14 protein-coding genes are annotated in these 14943 nt (G+C 49.6%); 5 read left to right on the top strand and 9 right to left on the bottom strand.

Translation table 11 applies throughout. The features are described from left to right. Nucleotides 1–219: 219 nt before the first annotated feature. The 5 genes from FOA19_RS05630 to FOA19_RS05610 form a co-directional block, all read right to left on the bottom strand. The gene (locus FOA19_RS05630; RefSeq protein ID WP_149089784.1) at nucleotides 220–1167 is read right to left on the bottom strand and encodes a PstS family phosphate ABC transporter substrate-binding protein; all 948 of its coding nucleotides are present in this window, start codon (nucleotides 1165–1167) and stop codon (nucleotides 220–222) included. A gap of 384 nt (nucleotides 1168–1551) precedes the next feature. After that, entirely contained in the window at nucleotides 1552–2376 is an 825-nt protein-coding gene (locus FOA19_RS05625; protein WP_149089783.1) for an energy transducer TonB, read from the bottom strand. After that, nucleotides 2376–2915, bottom strand: coding sequence for an ExbD/TolR family protein (locus FOA19_RS05620; RefSeq protein WP_149089782.1), 540 nt, complete (start codon nucleotides 2913–2915; stop codon nucleotides 2376–2378). Before FOA19_RS05620 ends, FOA19_RS05625 begins: the two co-directional genes overlap by 1 nt. Before the next feature lie 15 nt (nucleotides 2916–2930). Further along, complete coding sequence (locus FOA19_RS05615) at nucleotides 2931–3536, bottom strand: ExbD/TolR family protein (protein ID WP_149089781.1); 606 nt, start codon at nucleotides 3534–3536, stop codon at nucleotides 2931–2933. Nucleotides 3537–3563: 27 nt separating this feature from the next. Continuing rightward, the gene (locus FOA19_RS05610) at nucleotides 3564–4415 is read right to left on the bottom strand and encodes a MotA/TolQ/ExbB proton channel family protein (protein ID WP_149089780.1); all 852 of its coding nucleotides are present in this window, start codon (nucleotides 4413–4415) and stop codon (nucleotides 3564–3566) included. On the opposite strand from FOA19_RS05610, the gene FOA19_RS23280 reads away from it, so the two are divergent. After that, nucleotides 4339–4524: a hypothetical protein gene (locus FOA19_RS23280; protein WP_190300340.1), complete on the top strand. Its 186-nt coding sequence runs from the start codon at nucleotides 4339–4341 to the stop codon at nucleotides 4522–4524. The two genes, FOA19_RS05610 and FOA19_RS23280, sit on opposite strands and share 77 nt — an antisense overlap. A 146-nt stretch (nucleotides 4525–4670) precedes the next feature. Here the strand turns inward: FOA19_RS23280 and mazG are convergent, their stop codons facing one another. Further along, entirely contained in the window at nucleotides 4671–5489 is an 819-nt protein-coding gene (mazG, locus tag FOA19_RS05605) for a nucleoside triphosphate pyrophosphohydrolase (RefSeq protein WP_149089779.1), read from the bottom strand. A gap of 688 nt (nucleotides 5490–6177) precedes the next feature. On the opposite strand from mazG, the gene glmM reads away from it, so the two are divergent. From glmM to FOA19_RS05585, 4 genes are all read left to right on the top strand, one after another. Continuing rightward, nucleotides 6178–7569, top strand: a complete 1392-nt coding sequence (gene glmM, locus FOA19_RS05600) for a phosphoglucosamine mutase (protein ID WP_149089778.1) — start codon at nucleotides 6178–6180, stop codon at nucleotides 7567–7569. 96 nt (nucleotides 7570–7665) lie between these two features. Next, nucleotides 7666–8808 carry a cysteine desulfurase family protein gene (locus tag FOA19_RS05595; RefSeq protein ID WP_149089777.1) on the top strand — a complete coding sequence of 381 codons (1143 nt, stop codon included), beginning with the start codon at nucleotides 7666–7668 and terminating at the stop codon, nucleotides 8806–8808. Nucleotides 8809–8958: 150 nt separating this feature from the next. Then, nucleotides 8959–9924 carry an L-threonylcarbamoyladenylate synthase gene (locus tag FOA19_RS05590; RefSeq protein WP_149089776.1) on the top strand — a complete coding sequence of 322 codons (966 nt, stop codon included), beginning with the start codon at nucleotides 8959–8961 and terminating at the stop codon, nucleotides 9922–9924. A gap of 93 nt (nucleotides 9925–10017) precedes the next feature. Further along, complete coding sequence (locus tag FOA19_RS05585; RefSeq protein ID WP_149089775.1) at nucleotides 10018–10488, top strand: hypothetical protein; 471 nt, start codon at nucleotides 10018–10020, stop codon at nucleotides 10486–10488. A 161-nt stretch (nucleotides 10489–10649) separates the two neighbouring features. Here the strand turns inward: FOA19_RS05585 and FOA19_RS05580 are convergent, their stop codons facing one another. The 3 genes from FOA19_RS05580 to FOA19_RS05570 form a co-directional block, all read right to left on the bottom strand. Continuing rightward, a complete protein-coding gene (locus FOA19_RS05580) occupies nucleotides 10650–12848 on the bottom strand; it encodes a S9 family peptidase (protein WP_149089774.1) in 2199 nt (732 codons plus the stop codon). A gap of 139 nt (nucleotides 12849–12987) precedes the next feature. Continuing rightward, nucleotides 12988–14430 carry an aldehyde dehydrogenase gene (locus FOA19_RS05575; RefSeq protein WP_149089773.1) on the bottom strand — a complete coding sequence of 481 codons (1443 nt, stop codon included), beginning with the start codon at nucleotides 14428–14430 and terminating at the stop codon, nucleotides 12988–12990. A gap of 42 nt (nucleotides 14431–14472) precedes the next feature. Beyond that, nucleotides 14473–14922: a hypothetical protein gene (locus FOA19_RS05570; RefSeq protein ID WP_149089772.1), complete on the bottom strand. Its 450-nt coding sequence runs from the start codon at nucleotides 14920–14922 to the stop codon at nucleotides 14473–14475. Between the last annotated feature and the right edge of the window lie 21 nt (nucleotides 14923–14943).

The following is a 14943-nucleotide window of genomic DNA, read 5'->3' as shown; positions in this document are numbered from 1 at the left end:
GCCGGCGGCAGAATTATCTTGTACAGCATAAGAAGCGAATACCAATTGATCCTGGGGGGATTGTATTGATGTTAGTTGTTGTTCAATCTTACCAGAACGCAGCCCATTATGTGCTGAGGCTCCAGCGGCAGTAAAGAAAGCGGCCGCTAAAACTCCATACGTCTTCCAGTTCTTAATCATTTGTCTTGGTTGTTAGTGTTAGTGAAACTCTGGTTAAAATTACTGTCTAAACCCTACTATCCGAACTGGCATAGAGGCCGGTACTAAGCCCGATTTCAAAATTATTCTTTGGCCTTTATCTCCTGAAATGAAGGATGCAAAACCTGTGCCAAGTCCAGCGCGGGCCTCCTTGCTTATGATAAAAACCTCTCTGCGTAGTGGATAAGTTCCTTGGGCCAAATATCCTTGATAGGGTTGGATGAAATCATCCACAGAAGTGGGATTGTCGCTTCTGCTAATCCCCACTACATTCACTTTATTAAGAAAAGAAATGGCGGTGCTGTCGCGGCGGTCACTGATCCAGTTCACGCCTATCACGCCTATGGCATTTCTGTTCTGTGCTACATAGTCTACCAAGTTTGAATTAGAGGTAGATGCGTAGGTATTAGGGGGTAGCGGCTGCTTCTGGTTGATGGAGTCAAGAATGAAGCGGGCCGTGCTAGAGTTACTGTTATCAAACACGATGGTGATTTTGCCATCCTTCGCCGTAGGGTCCAGTTGGCTCCAAGAGGTGGTCTTACCCGTGAAGATGCTTCTTATCTGTTGGAGGGTAAGGGTGGTGTCTGTGTTTTCCTTGTTGATGATAAGCGCTATCCCGTCTACCGCTATCTTGTTCATCCGGGGGGTGAGCTTGAGTTTCTCAAACTCTGCCTTTTCCCGGTCGTTGAGCGGACGGGCCATGATGGCGAACCTGATGGTATCCGTAAGGAGGTCATGCACTACCTGGGCCTCCGGCTTATACACAGCTTGGACCTTGGCGTATTTGTACAACCCCTGAAAGGTCTGGATCTGGGAATCAACAATAGGGGCGTAGGATTCATCTGCACTTATCTTGATACTTCCAGAGGTAGGGGTGTCTGTATTCTTACTCCCAGACTGACCGCACGAGAAAGTAGCAAATGCCACACCTGCAGTGAATAGAAAAGTGAAAAGATTAATCTTGTTCATTTCGTCTGGTTTTTTTGAAGTACTGTTGGTACGCTCTCACAAATCTAATCAAACCATAGAAAAGGAGGAGCCCTCCCAACATATATTTATACTCTCTTGGAAAGGGGATTTGCCGTTCGCTAGAGAATAGAACGTATAAGCCGAAGCCAAAGTATAGAACCACCATAAGCAGGGACACATATTTCATGATGCCTCCGTAGGCGCTTTCCCGGTCTTCTCGCTGGGGTCTTCTGGAATAATTCATGGTGCTGCTTTTATGCTTCTGACAAGTATAATACGTGAATCTGAGGGTATGTGGTAAAAAAGAACTCCGAAGACAAAACCATTCTTGAAAGAAGGTCTGTCTCCGGAGCTTTTTTTGTAGAGTACCAGTGAAGGTTTTGGTTACTTGATCACGATGCGGTAAGGAACTGTATATTTTACAGACACTTTACGACCGTTCTGCTCACCTGGGCTCCACTTAGGCATCCCCTTGATTACGCGTACGGCTTCTTCATCCAGACCATAACCAAGGCCTTTTAGAACTTCAATGTTGGTGATTTCCCCGGTTGGGCCTACTACGAAAGAGAGTACCACGTTACCTTCTGCACCAGCACGCTGAGCGGCTGATGGAATACGGAATTTCTCACCCATGTATTTCATCATGGCTGCCATCCCGCCTGGGAACTCAGGCATTTTCTCTACCGCAATGTAAACCTTGTCTTCAAAGACTTCCTGTACCGGACCAGTTGGACCTGTACCGTTCTCAATCCCTTCAAGGGTTGGCGGCGCAGTTGGGTCACCTTTTACGGTTTCAGTACCAGCGTCTGTCTTCTGGAGCTCTTTTACATCCGGAATCTCCTCTTTCTGTACTTCTTCGTCTTTCTTTACAACCGGAGGTGTAAACTTAACGGTAGAACGTACGGGTGGTGGAGGTGGTGGGGCATCTGGTGGTGGCGGTGGCGGTGGCACTACCTTCTCAACGGAAGGTGGCGCAGCTAAGTCCACTACTTTCACTACCGGAGCTGCAGTCACTGCATCTTCGTCTTTGAACATTGACTGTATCAAAGGAATACTCAAAAAGAGCACGAAGAGAATGATTGCGATGACAATTGCCCTGTTTACGTGCTTCGTGTAAAGCTTACGAAGCATGTAGGCACCATACTCTTTGTTACGGCCTTCAAAGACCATATCATCAAGAGAGGCGGTTGCTAATCGTTGGTTATCCATTATTGCGCTCCTCCTCCTTTCTCTGCGGTTCTAAGCAAAGTAGCATCTGCGTTATCCAATTCCACTACGGCGTACTTCTGCGTGTTGGTGATACTCATCTCATCCAAGATATCTACCAGGTTCTTGTAAGAAGAAGTCTCATCAGCCTTGATAAGTACTACCAGGTTTGGATTGGCGCGGGTTGCATCCAGAACTACTTGTCTGATTCCTTTACCAGACCAGTTGCTCTCCTCCACTTGTGGGATGATGTTCATGTTTGGCTGGTGAAGACCGCGGTAATAGAAAATTCTATTGTCTCCGCCAAGAAGAACGGTAAAGGCGTTAGACGCTTTCAACTCATTCTGCTCTTGTCTGTCCTTGGGTTTCACCGGCATGTTGATCTCCATGATCTGCGGCTTGGCCAGCGTAGTGGTCATTACGAAGAATGTAAGCAACAGGAAGCCTAAGTCTACCATGGGGGTCATGTCCACCTTGGTAGAGCCTTTCTTGGCCCGTTTTTTACCGCCTTCGTCGCCGCCGGACTGTTGTATTTCTGCCATGTCGTTTCCCTTTCGTTATTTGATAACAGGTTTAACTTCCATATCTGTTACAAGGTTGAAACGGTTCACGTTCTTCTCCTGCAAGATCTCAATCACACGACCAGCAACTGGGTAGCCTGCTTTTTGGTCTCCTTTGATGGCTACAATAGACTGGGGATTAGAGTAACGGGCCAATTGAACCCAGTCACCTAACTCATTTCTGGTAGAATCAATAGGAATACCTGGCTGGTTTACCTTTTTCTGATCTTCGGGTTTCAGAGCCAAATAGGATTTAAGTTGGGAAATAGGAACTCCAAAGGAAGCCAGAGAAGCAAAAACCTCTTTCTCTGGTTGCGTGAAGCCTACTCCGTATTTCTCACTTATTTTATCTATCAGTCTCAGTTTAGTGTTTTTGTCATCTACTCCAAAGAAAACCCGCTCATCGGTACCAATACTGATGGTAATCACGTTGGCATCCGGGGCTTTGATTTCTGTTGTCGCAGAAGGCGTATCCACTACCAGCGCTTCCTCTGGTGCGAACTTCGAAATAAGCATGAAGAACGTTACCAGAAGGAATGCCAAGTCCACCATTGGAGTCATGTCCAGGGATGGAGAGGTTCTATGTACTTTTACTTTAGGCATTTTTTCCTTCTAAGCGAGAAGTTCTAATTAGATTCTGTTGTTTTCAGTGTGCTGCGCAGCATACGTCTGGATAATGCTGTAAGAAGCCTCATCAATGCTGTAGGTCAACTCATCAATTTTGCTGGTGAAGAAGTTGTAAGCAACGATGGCGATAGCAGAACCAGTGATACCAAGGGCTGTGTTGATCAAGGCCTCAGAGATACCGTTTGCCAGCTGGGTAGCGTCTGGTGCACCACTTGCAGTTGCAAGAGCCGCGAACGCTTTAATCATACCCAATACCGTTCCAATCAGACCTACCAGGGTAGAGATAGAGGCGATAGTGGAGATGATAACCAGGTTTTTCTCCAGGATAGGCAACTCAAGCGCAGTAGCTTCTTCAATCTCCTTCTGGATAGCCAGGATACGCTGATCCTTGGTCATACCGTGCTCGTTGTGCATTTCTTGGTATTTCAGCAAACCGGCTTTCACCACGTTTCCTACTGAACCTTTCTGTTGATCACAGATAGCGATAGCGCCATTGATATCGTTGGCGTTCATTTTCTGACGCACGCTTCTCACGAAAGACTCAAGACCTTTACCACCTTTTGCTTTGTTGATGGTCAAGAAACGTTCAATTGAGAAAGTGATTACCAGAATGTTAATCGCGATCAGGATTGGTACGATGAAACCACCTTTGTACACCTGGCCCAGCATGTTGCCTGGAAGTGGGTGATTGGCGTTGTCGCCGCCTTCAAAGTTAGCTCCGTTACCAAGGATAAACAGATAAATACAAACAGCAGCGATGATGGCTACCGGAATTACGATGCTTGCGAACATTGAGCCTGCTTTGCCTTCTTGTTGTACTGGTTTTGCAGTTGCAGGTGCACTCTTTTTTTCCATTGTTTCTAAAAATTTAGGTTTAGTTGTTTGTGTTACTGTGTTAGTTGTTGATAATGAATTGGTTGTTAAAAAGTTTAATGCTCTTTATACGTTAATAATTCCCTTTTAACTGCTAAATCAGCGAGAGAGTTACTTCTGTTTGGGAGCAACCTAAATACAAGCCTAGGGATTTAAACGCAATTTATCAAATAATACCGGAAAATTTATTGCAAAAGTACAATCTATTTAAGGTATTTTTAAGAATTTGGTTTATCCTTATGGCTGGCTTTTTGTTTTTGCTTCGTTCCAAAAGACATCCATTTCTGCCAGGGTCATTTCGCTTAGTTTTTTCCCCTGCGATGCGGCCGCTTTCTCAAGGTACTGGAACCGGTGAATGAACTTCTGGTTGGTTTTGGCCAAGGCTTCTTCAGGGTTAAGGTCCAGGAAACGGGCGAAGTTGATCAAAGAAAAAAAGACGTCACCCAGTTCATCGGTGGCTTTGGCCTTGTCTTCTTCGCTGAGTTGGGGTTTGTCAAACTCAGTCTTGAACTCGGCCAACTCTTCCTCTACCTTCTCCCAAACTTTAGAGGGTTCATCCCAATCAAATCCAACGCCGCGGGCCTTCTCCTGGATGCGCATGGCTTTCACCATGGACGGAAGCGAGGAAGGAACGCCGGCTAAAACGGATTTATTGCCCTCTTTCAGTTTCAAACTCTCCCAGTTCTTCTTTACCTCTTCCTCTGTGTCTGCCTTGGTGTCTCCGTAGATATGTGGGTGCCGGAAAACCAACTTGTCGCATTGGGCATTGAGCACCGCCGCGATGTCGAAGGCGCCTTTTTCAGAAGCAATCTTCGCATAGAAAACCAGGTGTAGCAGTACATCGCCTAACTCTTTCTTGATCTCCGGGAGGTCTTGGGTGAGAATGGCCTCAGAGAGCTCGTAGGTTTCCTCAATGGTGAGGTGCCGAAGGCTTTCCATGGTTTGCTTCCTGTCCCAGGGGCATTTTTCTCGCAGATCATCTAAAATATCCAGCAGGCGGTTAAAGGCGTCTAACTGGGCTTGGCGGGGGTAAGCGGGTACTACCGGGGTTTCCATTTAACAAAGATAAACGTATTGTTAACAATTCATGAGCTATGCGGGTTTTCTTAATGAAACAATAACACAACAAACCATAAACTTTACCGGTGAGGGTGAATCAACTTAACTTGTTTTAAGGCCGAATTTTAAGATCTAGCCTTGAAACAGGTTACGTTCTCTCCAAGACCTGGTCCCGGGCAAGAACGATTTATTTTCTACCATGATGCATGCTTCACAAAGATTCCATAACCGGAGTAGAAAAAAGTTGAAGTTTTTTCTTTGGGCGTTGTTCAAAGGCGTTTATCGCCGCCAAATGCCCTAAAAGCAGGTGTATTTGAGAGAACGCCTAAATCCAAGTTAGGTTTTTAGAATTTGCACTAAAACGCTGTCTTCTCTCAAAAGATACTGGCTTCAATGCAAATTATAGTGCTTTGCCAAGGGTTTTGCGCCTTATTCTGGAAAATAAGACCTAAAACGTATAAACCATTGCTGAGAGCCCTTTCTGTATTTAGACGCAATAGTCACCCAATCTGCCGGTTTTGTCTCTTGCTGAGTACCTTAATTAAGGTCTTTGTTGCCCGCCATTGACACGCAGAAAAGATAATGGTAAGCGCCATCCGTGCTGGTAGGCTGGTACCTTTGTCACCATTCCTTGTGTTGAATCATTTCTATTTTACTACTTTTGCGTGTTCAAAATTTGGAATCAGTGGCACTTATAAAATCAATTTCAGGAATAAGAGGTACAATTGGGGGAGAAGTAGGGGACGCCCTTACACCGGTTGATGTAGTGAAATTCGCGGCGGCATTTGGTACCTGGGTACTGCAAACCACCAACAACGATACTATCGTGCTTGGCCGTGATGCCCGTCTGTCCGGTGAGATGGTGAACCGTCTGGTAGCGGCTACGCTGCAAGGCTTGGGCATCAACGTCATAGATTTAGGCCTTTCTACCACGCCCACCGTGGAGATGGCAGTTCCGGCCAAGAAAGCGGGCGGGGGAATCATCCTAACGGCCAGCCACAACCCCAAACAGTGGAACGCACTGAAGCTGTTGAACCAGCACGGCGAGTTCATCAACGATGCCGAAGGGAAACTAGTCTTGGAAATAGCCGAGCAGGAGTCTTTCCAGTTTGCCGAGGTGACCAAGCTGGGAAAATACACCCAGAGCGATAAATTCCTGAAAAAACATATCAAGGCCATTCTTGATCTGCCGTTGGTAGACGTAGAGGCCATTAAAGCCAAGAACTTCAGGGTAGTGGTAGATGCCGTAAACTCCAGTGGTGGGTTTGCCGTGCCTATGCTGCTAGAAGCCTTGGGTGTGGAACGAATAGAGAAATTGAACTGCGAGCCAACCGGCCATTTCGCCCACAACCCAGAGCCGCTCCCCGAGAACCTGGGCGAGATTGCGCGCGTGATGGAGAAAGGCAAGTTTGACCTAGGCATTGTAGTGGACCCAGATGTGGACCGCTTGGCCTTGGTGAACGAAGACGGCAGCATGTTTGGCGAAGAATACACCCTGGTAGCCGTTTCTGACTACGTTTTGCAAAATCAGGTCGGAAACACGGTCTCCAACTTGTCTTCTACCCGCGCCCTGCGCGATGTCACCGAGAAAGCCGGTGGCCAGTACTTCGCCGCCGCTGTGGGGGAGGTAAACGTAGTGAACATGATGAAAGCCCAGAACGCCATCATCGGCGGGGAGGGCAATGGGGGTATCATCTACCCAGAGCTGCATTACGGCCGCGACGCCTTAGTGGGAATCGCCTTGTTTTTGAGCCATTTGGCCAAAACCGGCTTAACCATGACCCAGATGCGGGCTACCTACCCTAATTACTATATCTCCAAAAACAAGATTGAGCTCACCAAAGACATTGATGTAGACGCGGTGCTGGCCAAAGTGCAGAAGCATTATGCCAAGCAGCCCATCAACACCATTGACGGCGTCAAGATTGAGTTCAACAAAGAGTGGGTGCACCTGCGGAAATCCAACACAGAGCCGATCATCCGGATTTACGCCGAGTCTGACAGCCTCTCCACCGCCGACCACCTGGCCAACAAAATCATTGGCGATATCAAAGAGATTATCACCGTTAAGTCGTAGTTAGGTAAAAATACAAAGCTTTAAATTCTTTCTAAGAAGGCTTCCTATGAACCGGACCTGTTTCACCTGTTGTTGTTGTAAAAAGTAAGTTTCCTCATGCGTGTATATCTAGACAATGCGGCTACCACGCCCATAGACAAAGAAGTTTTTGATGTAATGGCTCCCTTCATGCTGGAGCACTACGGAAATCCATCCTCTATACACGCACATGGGAGGCAGGTGCGGGCGGCCATTGAAGGCGCCCGAAAGACAGTAGCCGGTTTGATCAACGCATCGCCGTCTGAGATTTTCTTTACTTCCGGAGGTACTGAGGCCGATAACTTGGCCATTATCTGTTCCGTCCGCAGCCTGGGAATCAAACACGCCATTTCTTCGCCTTTGGAGCACCACGCGGTGTTGCACTCGCTGGAGGCGCTGGAGAAAACCGGCGAGGTGGAGCTGACCATGCTGAGGGTAGACAACAACGGTGTGCTGGATCTGGAGCATCTGGAGCAAACCCTCGCCTCGCAGCCGCGCACGCTGGTGTCAGTGATGCACGCCAACAACGAGATCGGGAACCTGAACGACATCCAAGCCATTGCCGAGATCTGCAAGAGGTACGATGCCATCTTCCACTCAGACACGGTGCAGACCATGGGCCATTACCGTCACGATGTGCAGGCCCTTGGCTTAAACTTCCTGGTAGGATCAGGCCACAAGTTCCACGGGCCTAAAGGCGTAGGTTTCATCTATGTGGACTCAGGGGTGAAAATCCATCCTTTGATTCAAGGCGGATCGCAGGAGCGAAACATGCGCGGCGGCACCGAGAACGTGTACGGGATCATCGGGTTGGCGAAAGCCCTGGAGATTGCGTACCGCGACATGGACGAGCACCAGCGGCATATCCAAAGCCTGAAAGACCGCATGATTGTGAAGCTGCGCGAGCAGATTGAAGACGTGCAGTTCAATGGCCTTTCTGCCGAGGGTGACAAAAGCCTTTATACCGTACTGAACGTGAGCCTGCCGGTGTCTGAGATGAACGAGATGCTCCTCTTCAACCTAGATATCAACAAAATCTCGGCCTCGGGCGGAAGCGCCTGCACCAGCGGCGTAGATTTAGGTTCTCACGTGCTGCGCGCCATTAACTCAGATATGGAGCGGGGCAATGTGCGCTTCTCGTTCAGCAAGTACAACACCGCCGAGGAGATTGATTATGCCGTAGCTACTCTGGCCAAGCTTTACCAGAAAGTATCGGTTTAAGAAGTAAGATATTCTACTAAAACAGAACGCCCCGCCTGTAAAGCGGGGCATTCTGTTTTAAGCCTGGTTTTCTTAATACAAACTTAAAACCGATTTCCCGGCTGTAAATCAGAGAACATCGTAGTAGCTTTGCAGGATTATCATAGCACTATGGCAGACATCGGCACTGATTTACAGCGCGCAATAACCGTTCTAACCCAAGGCGACCTGGTCGCGATTCCCACCGAAACCGTTTACGGACTGGCGGCAAACGCTTATGACGAAAAGGCGGTGGTGAAGATTTTTGAAGCCAAGAACCGGCCTGCCTTCGATCCGCTCATTGTCCACACGCACTCCGTTTCTGAGGTCAGCAACATTGCCCGTGAGGTGCCAGATGTTGCCTATACATTAGCCGAGCGTTTCTGGCCAGGCCCTCTAACCTTAATCTTGCCGAAAGCCAAGCACATCCCGCTGCTGGTGACCTCGGGCCATGATTCCGTGGGCGTCCGCATTCCCAACCATCCGCTCACCCTGGATCTGCTCCGGCAGTTGCCTTTCCCGGTGGCCGCGCCCAGTGCCAATCCGTTCGGGTACGTGAGCCCCACCACCGCCCAGCACGTGCAGGACCAACTTGGTGACCGCATCCCCTACATTCTGGACGGCGGCGCCTGTGACGTAGGCATTGAGTCTACTATCATAAGACTGAATGGCAACGAAGTGGAAGTGCTGCGCTTAGGCGGACTGGCTGTGGAAGAACTGGAGGAAGTGGTGCACGTCTCCAAAGCCAAAATCAAAACCTCGTCCTCCAACCCCGCCGCGCCCGGCATGCTCAGCAGCCACTATTCGCCCCGCAAAAAGGTGCTTTTAGGCGATATTTCCGAAAACCTGCTCAAAACAGATCCCGCCCGCGTGGGGGTTATTTCCCTTCAGGAGATATTTCCTGAGGTTCCACGTGAACAGCAAATCCAACTCTCCGCCTCCGGCGATTTAAGCGAAGCCGCCCGAAGCCTTTTCTCCGCGCTCCGTACCCTGGATGCCCAACCCATTGATCTGATCCTCGCAGAACCGATGCCGGAACATGGCCTGGGCCTCGCCATCAACGATCGCCTGCAACGCGCCAGCTATCAAGGAAAATAAGAGGTTGAGTGAGACATGCATAGAAAATCAAGCCTTTACTTGTTGTCCTTTGCAGCATTGCTGTCATTCATATCTTGTCAGCATCCAGAGAAGGTGAAATCTAAAGAATATGGATTAGAGATTAAGACATTTGGCCTTACTACAAAGTTTGAGGCATTTATGTATAATACTGATGTTACCGTTTATGATCGGCAGCGGTTCAAGATCAACAATGGACGTTTGGATGAAAACACATTGTATGTTTTAAAACATCATTATGAAAATACAACTGAGATTGTAGACACTTTGAAAGTAAAGTTGGAAGATAGTGCTATTGACTCTCTCTATATCTTGACTTATGCTTATCTCTCAACTATAGATATGGATAATGAGGTAGAAGATAAAGGTGGAGTTAGGGAAAACATACAGGATGGGGCAAGCTTTACTGTTTCTTTGCTATACAACAAAAAGAAATTGGAAGCTTCCCAGTGGGGATTGAAAGGAGTTTGGAGAGCATCAGACCAAGCTGACCAATTATTCAAATTTATTAATAAAAAGCTACCCGAAAAGTTTATGATCTATTAGCTACTCTCTTATCTGCAGTTAATTTAAAGGTTTACTTTTTTCTACTTAGCCATACTCAGTTTTAGGTCAAGTTTTCAATAACTAAGCCTATAACGCTTTAAAAGTAAAAGGCTCCCGTTCGATCAAGAACGGGAGCCTTTTGCTTTTATCTGAAGTTCAGACTACAAGTTACGCTGGATGAACTCGGTCATTTTGGTGAATAGGTGGATGCTGGTGTTGCCGCCGCTGATGCCGTGGTTCCGGTTAGGGTAGTAGGCGCTCTCAAACGGGATGTTGGCTTTCACCAGAGCATTGGTCATCTCGATGGAGTTCTGGAAATGCACGTTGTCATCGCCGGTACCGTGGATGAGCAGGTACTTGCCGCGCAGTTTGTTCGCGTGGGTGATAGGCGAGTTATCGTCGTAGCCTTTGGCGTTGTCCTGTGGTAATTTCAGAAAGCGCTCAGTATAGATGGAGTCATAGAAGCGCCAGTTGATCACCGGAGCCACCGCGATGGCCGCTTTGAACACATCGGCGCCTTTGGTGATGGCCAGTGAGCTCATGTAGCCCCCGAAGCTCCAGCCCCAGATGCCAATGCGGCTTCTATCTACGTACGGCAGGTTGCCCAAATGCTTCGCGCCTTCAATCTGGTCCATCACTTCATAGTGGCCCAGGTTGCCGTACGTCATTTTCTTGAAATCTGCGCCGCGTCCGCCGGTTCCCCGGTTATCAATCACCGCAATAATGTACCCCTGTTTGGTGAGGTAGCTATGCCACAGGTAATTGCGGCCTCTCCAGCTATCTACCACTTCCTGGCTGCCCGGACCACTGTACTGGAACATCAAGACCGGGTACTTTTTGTTCGGGTCGAAGTCAGCGGGTTTGATAGTGTAGCCGTTTAGGGTCACGTTCTCCGAGGTCTTGAACTGGAAAAACTCGGGCTTCGGCATGTTGTAGGTAGCCAGTGTGTTCTTCAGATTCTCGTTGCTCTCCAATACCTTGATCTGCTTTCCGTCTGAAGTATGCAGGCTTACCACGGTTGGAGTGGTGATGGTGGAGAAGTAATCCAGGTAATATTTGAAATCGCGGCTCAGGTTGATGGTGTGCGTGCCTTTGGCCGGTGTGAGGCTCTTCTTGTTCTTGCCGTTCAACCCGATGCTGTACAAATGGCGCTCCAGCGGCGATGCCTCGGTGGAGGTGAAGTACACCACGTTGTTCTTCTCGTCCACGCCGTAGAAGCTGCTCACCTCCCACTTGCCCTTCGTGATTTGGCGCACCAGTTTGCCGTTCATGTCATAGAGGTACAAGTGGTTGAAGCCGTCTTTCTCTGAGCTGTGCACAAACTGCTTGCCGTTGGCCAGGTACGTCAAATCATCGGTGATGTCGATGTAGGCTTTATCGGTCTCCTTCAGCACCACTTTGCTTTGGCCGGTCTGCGTGTTAGCGTGCAGGATCTCCAGCGTGTTCTGCAAACGGTTCATTCTCCGGATGGACAACAGATTAGGCGAGTTGGTCCAGTTGATGCGCGGGATGTACTGGTCGGCCTCAGCGCCGGTTTCCATCTTGGTTGTTTTGCCGGAGCCCAGGTCGAAGGTGTAGATGGCCACGGTGGCGTTTTTCTCGCCGGCCTTCGGATACTTGAACTTGTAGTCCTGCGGATACAATGGTCCCCACATCTGCATATTGTACTCGGGCACTTGGCTCTCATCGAACTTGTAGAACGCAATCTGGTTTCCCTGCGGCGACCAGAAAAACGCCTGCGCAAACCCGAATTCCTCTTCGTACACCCAGTCGGTGCCGCCGTTGATGATGAAGTTCCACTTGCCGTCATTGGTAACCTGACGCTCCTGCATGGTGGCCAGGTCTACGTAGAACAGGTTGTTGTCCCGCACGAAGGCAACATATTTGTTATCCGGCGAGAAGGTGGCGTAAGACTGCTTTCCGCCCTGGCTCAGTTTCTGCAGTTTTTTGCTGGCGCGATCATACACGTAGAAATGGCCTTTGCTGCTGCGTCGGTAAATAGGCTCGTGCTCGGTTTCAAACAGGATTTTAGTTTCATCATTGCTGAAGCTGTAATCATCGTACTCCAGCGTCTTGCCGTTCACCTTGATGTCTTCGCCCTCGATGATGGTGCTCACCGGCTGACCGGTAGTCACGTCCACCTGCACCACGTCCACAGCCTGGTTCTTTTGGTCGACTACCTGCGAAGAGTAGAACTGGCCGTTCCGCATCCAGTTCACGCCATAGACAGAGCGGGCTTGGAAGGTGCCTTTCCGGAAGATGTCGTCTAAATCAAAGTCGCGTTTTTGTTGGGCCTGTGCGCTCAAAGTCAGCACCAGGCAAGAAGCCGCTAGAACCCAGCGGTTAATCGTATGTCTCATGGGGTTTGTTAGAAAGTTCGTAGCCTTAAAAGTAGGCATTTATTGGTAATGAGAGATTGAATGGTTGAATGAATGAGAGAATAATGGTGCACGAAAGCATTCATTCAATCTCTCAATCTCTCATTCTCTCAATCATTCATTAAAGCTTGATGCACACATTCTGTGGCTCGGTGAAGAAGCGGAGCGCTTCCCAGCCGCCTTCCCGGCCCACGCCGCTTTGCTTCGTGCCACCAAATGGGGTTCTTAGATCCCGCAAAAGCCACGTATTCACCCACACAATACCGGATTGAAGTGCATGCGCCACGCGGTGCGCTCGGGTGAGGTCCTGGGTCCAGACGGAGGCGGCGAGGCCGTATTGGGTGTAGTTGGCGTAGGTGAGGGCTTCTTCCTCAGTGTCAAAGGGCAGGAGCGTGACTACCGGACCGAAGATTTCCTCGGTGTTAGTGCGACAGGTGTGGGGAAGGCCTTCAAAGACGGTGGGCTGCAGAAAGTAGCCGTTCGCGCAGCGGCCCTCTAGTTGCATGCGTTCGCCGCCGGTGAGTAGGGTGCCGCCTTCTTCTTGCGCCAGGGCGATGTATTGCTGCACTTTCTGTAAATGCGCTTCCGATATGAGGGCACCCATCCGGGAGCCTTCTTCTATTGGGTCACCTACCGTCAGGTTTTTGGCTCTTTCCAGAAAAGCGGCCTTGAAACGGTCATACAGCGGACGCTCCACTAAGATGCGCGAGCCGCAGAGACAAATTTGACCTTGGTTCGCGAAGGCAGCCTGCACTGCGGTGTTCACCGTTTTCTCAAAGTCACAATCCGCGAAGATGACGGTGGCGTTCTTGCCGCCTAGTTCCAGGGAAAGTTTCTTGAACATGGGTGCCGCCATACGGGCAATGGTTTTGCCGGTTTGGGTGCCGCCGGTAAAGGAAATGGCCTTTACGTCAGGATGTTCGCACATAGCGGCGCCTGCTTTAGGGCCGGTGCCGTGCACGATGTTCAGTACGCCAGCGGGAAGTCCGGCTTCCAGGCAAAGCTCGGCTAGCAGATGGGCGGTATAGGGCGTGATCTCGGAGGGTTTAGCCACTACGCAGTTCCCGGCGGCCAGGGCCGGGGCAATCTTCCAGGTGAACAAGTAAAGCGGAAGGTTCCACGGGGAAATACAGGCCACCACGCCCAGCGGTTTGCGCACGGTGTAGTTCACGGCCACGCCTTCCATGGTGTGGGCCTCCGAGGCAAAATGCTGCACGCCCGTCCCGAAGAAATACAGGTTGCTGCTGGCCCTCGGGATGTCCACGGTTCTGGAGAGGGAGAGCGGTTTGCCGTTATCGGTGGTCTCGGCTTCGGCCAGGTGCTCCAGGTTCTGGTCAATCAATTCGGAGAGCTTTATCAGAAAACGGCCCCGTTTCTCGGCGGAGAGGGTAGACCAGGCAGGGAATGCCGCCTGTGCTGCTTCCAAGGCTGCCTGGACATCGCGCTCATCAGAATCCGGGATTTGCGAATACACCTCGCCGGTGGCCGGGTTAATGTTGGGCAGGAACGCCCCCGAGACCGGAGCGACGAAGGTACCGTTGATGTAGTTCTGGAGGTGCAGCATACAGCTATTGATTTATATAAAAGCGCAGGAACGGGATGGGCTCTAAGGCAGGGTTTGATTCATGTTGTTGGTTACACTCCAAAAGAGGTACACCAGAATCGCCGAAAGGACCAGGCCGCCTAGGACGTTTATGGCTAACAGTTTATGGTGCCAGTCTTTCAGAAACCACACCCCTCCGGCGAAGCACAGGCAGAACACTGCTATTAGGAATCCGCCCAACTCAAAGAAGAACGGCAACGCCAGCGCCGGGAGAACCAGGAAACCCAGCGCCAGGTAGATGCACAATTTGAGGTTCTGGTTCCCGAGCAATGGTTTGAGGAGTTCTGAGATGGACAGCAGCAGAAACGGTAAAAACAGCAGTGCCATGAAGAAGATGAGCAGTATCGCCATGCCTCCCTCTTTTATGAGAACGATGGTCAAAACGATAGAGGTAAGCGAAAACCCAACGGCCTGGTACAGGCTTAAGTAGAAGTTGAGTCTTTTTTGTTTCACGGGCATGGGGGAGAAATCTTT

This window comes from Rufibacter hautae (assembly GCF_008271695.1).
GTDB classification, from domain to species: Bacteria; Bacteroidota; Bacteroidia; order Cytophagales; family Hymenobacteraceae; genus Nibribacter; species Nibribacter hautae.
The sequence above is the reverse complement of the archived record's forward strand: the minus strand, read 5'-3'. Positions and strand labels throughout refer to the sequence as shown.

Coding starts and splice junctions, on each gene's coding strand:
- FOA19_RS05575 (WP_149089773.1), bottom strand. CDS start 14,430: ATGCTGCACCTCCAGAACTACATCAACGGTACCTTCGTCGCTCCGGTC.
- FOA19_RS23280 (WP_190300340.1), top strand. CDS start 4,339: ATGCTTGCGAACATTGAGCCTGCTTTGCCTTCTTGTTGTACTGGTTTT.
- FOA19_RS05630 (WP_149089784.1), bottom strand. CDS start 1,167: ATGAACAAGATTAATCTTTTCACTTTTCTATTCACTGCAGGTGTGGCA.
- FOA19_RS05595 (WP_149089777.1), top strand. CDS start 7,666: ATGCGTGTATATCTAGACAATGCGGCTACCACGCCCATAGACAAAGAA.
- FOA19_RS05590 (WP_149089776.1), top strand. CDS start 8,959: ATGGCAGACATCGGCACTGATTTACAGCGCGCAATAACCGTTCTAACC.
- FOA19_RS05620 (WP_149089782.1), bottom strand. CDS start 2,915: ATGGCAGAAATACAACAGTCCGGCGGCGACGAAGGCGGTAAAAAACGG.
- FOA19_RS05580 (WP_149089774.1), bottom strand. CDS start 12,848: ATGAGACATACGATTAACCGCTGGGTTCTAGCGGCTTCTTGCCTGGTG.
- FOA19_RS05615 (WP_149089781.1), bottom strand. CDS start 3,536: ATGCCTAAAGTAAAAGTACATAGAACCTCTCCATCCCTGGACATGACT.
- FOA19_RS05610 (WP_149089780.1), bottom strand. CDS start 4,415: ATGGAAAAAAAGAGTGCACCTGCAACTGCAAAACCAGTACAACAAGAA.
- FOA19_RS05625 (WP_149089783.1), bottom strand. CDS start 2,376: ATGGATAACCAACGATTAGCAACCGCCTCTCTTGATGATATGGTCTTT.
- mazG (WP_149089779.1), bottom strand. CDS start 5,489: ATGGAAACCCCGGTAGTACCCGCTTACCCCCGCCAAGCCCAGTTAGAC.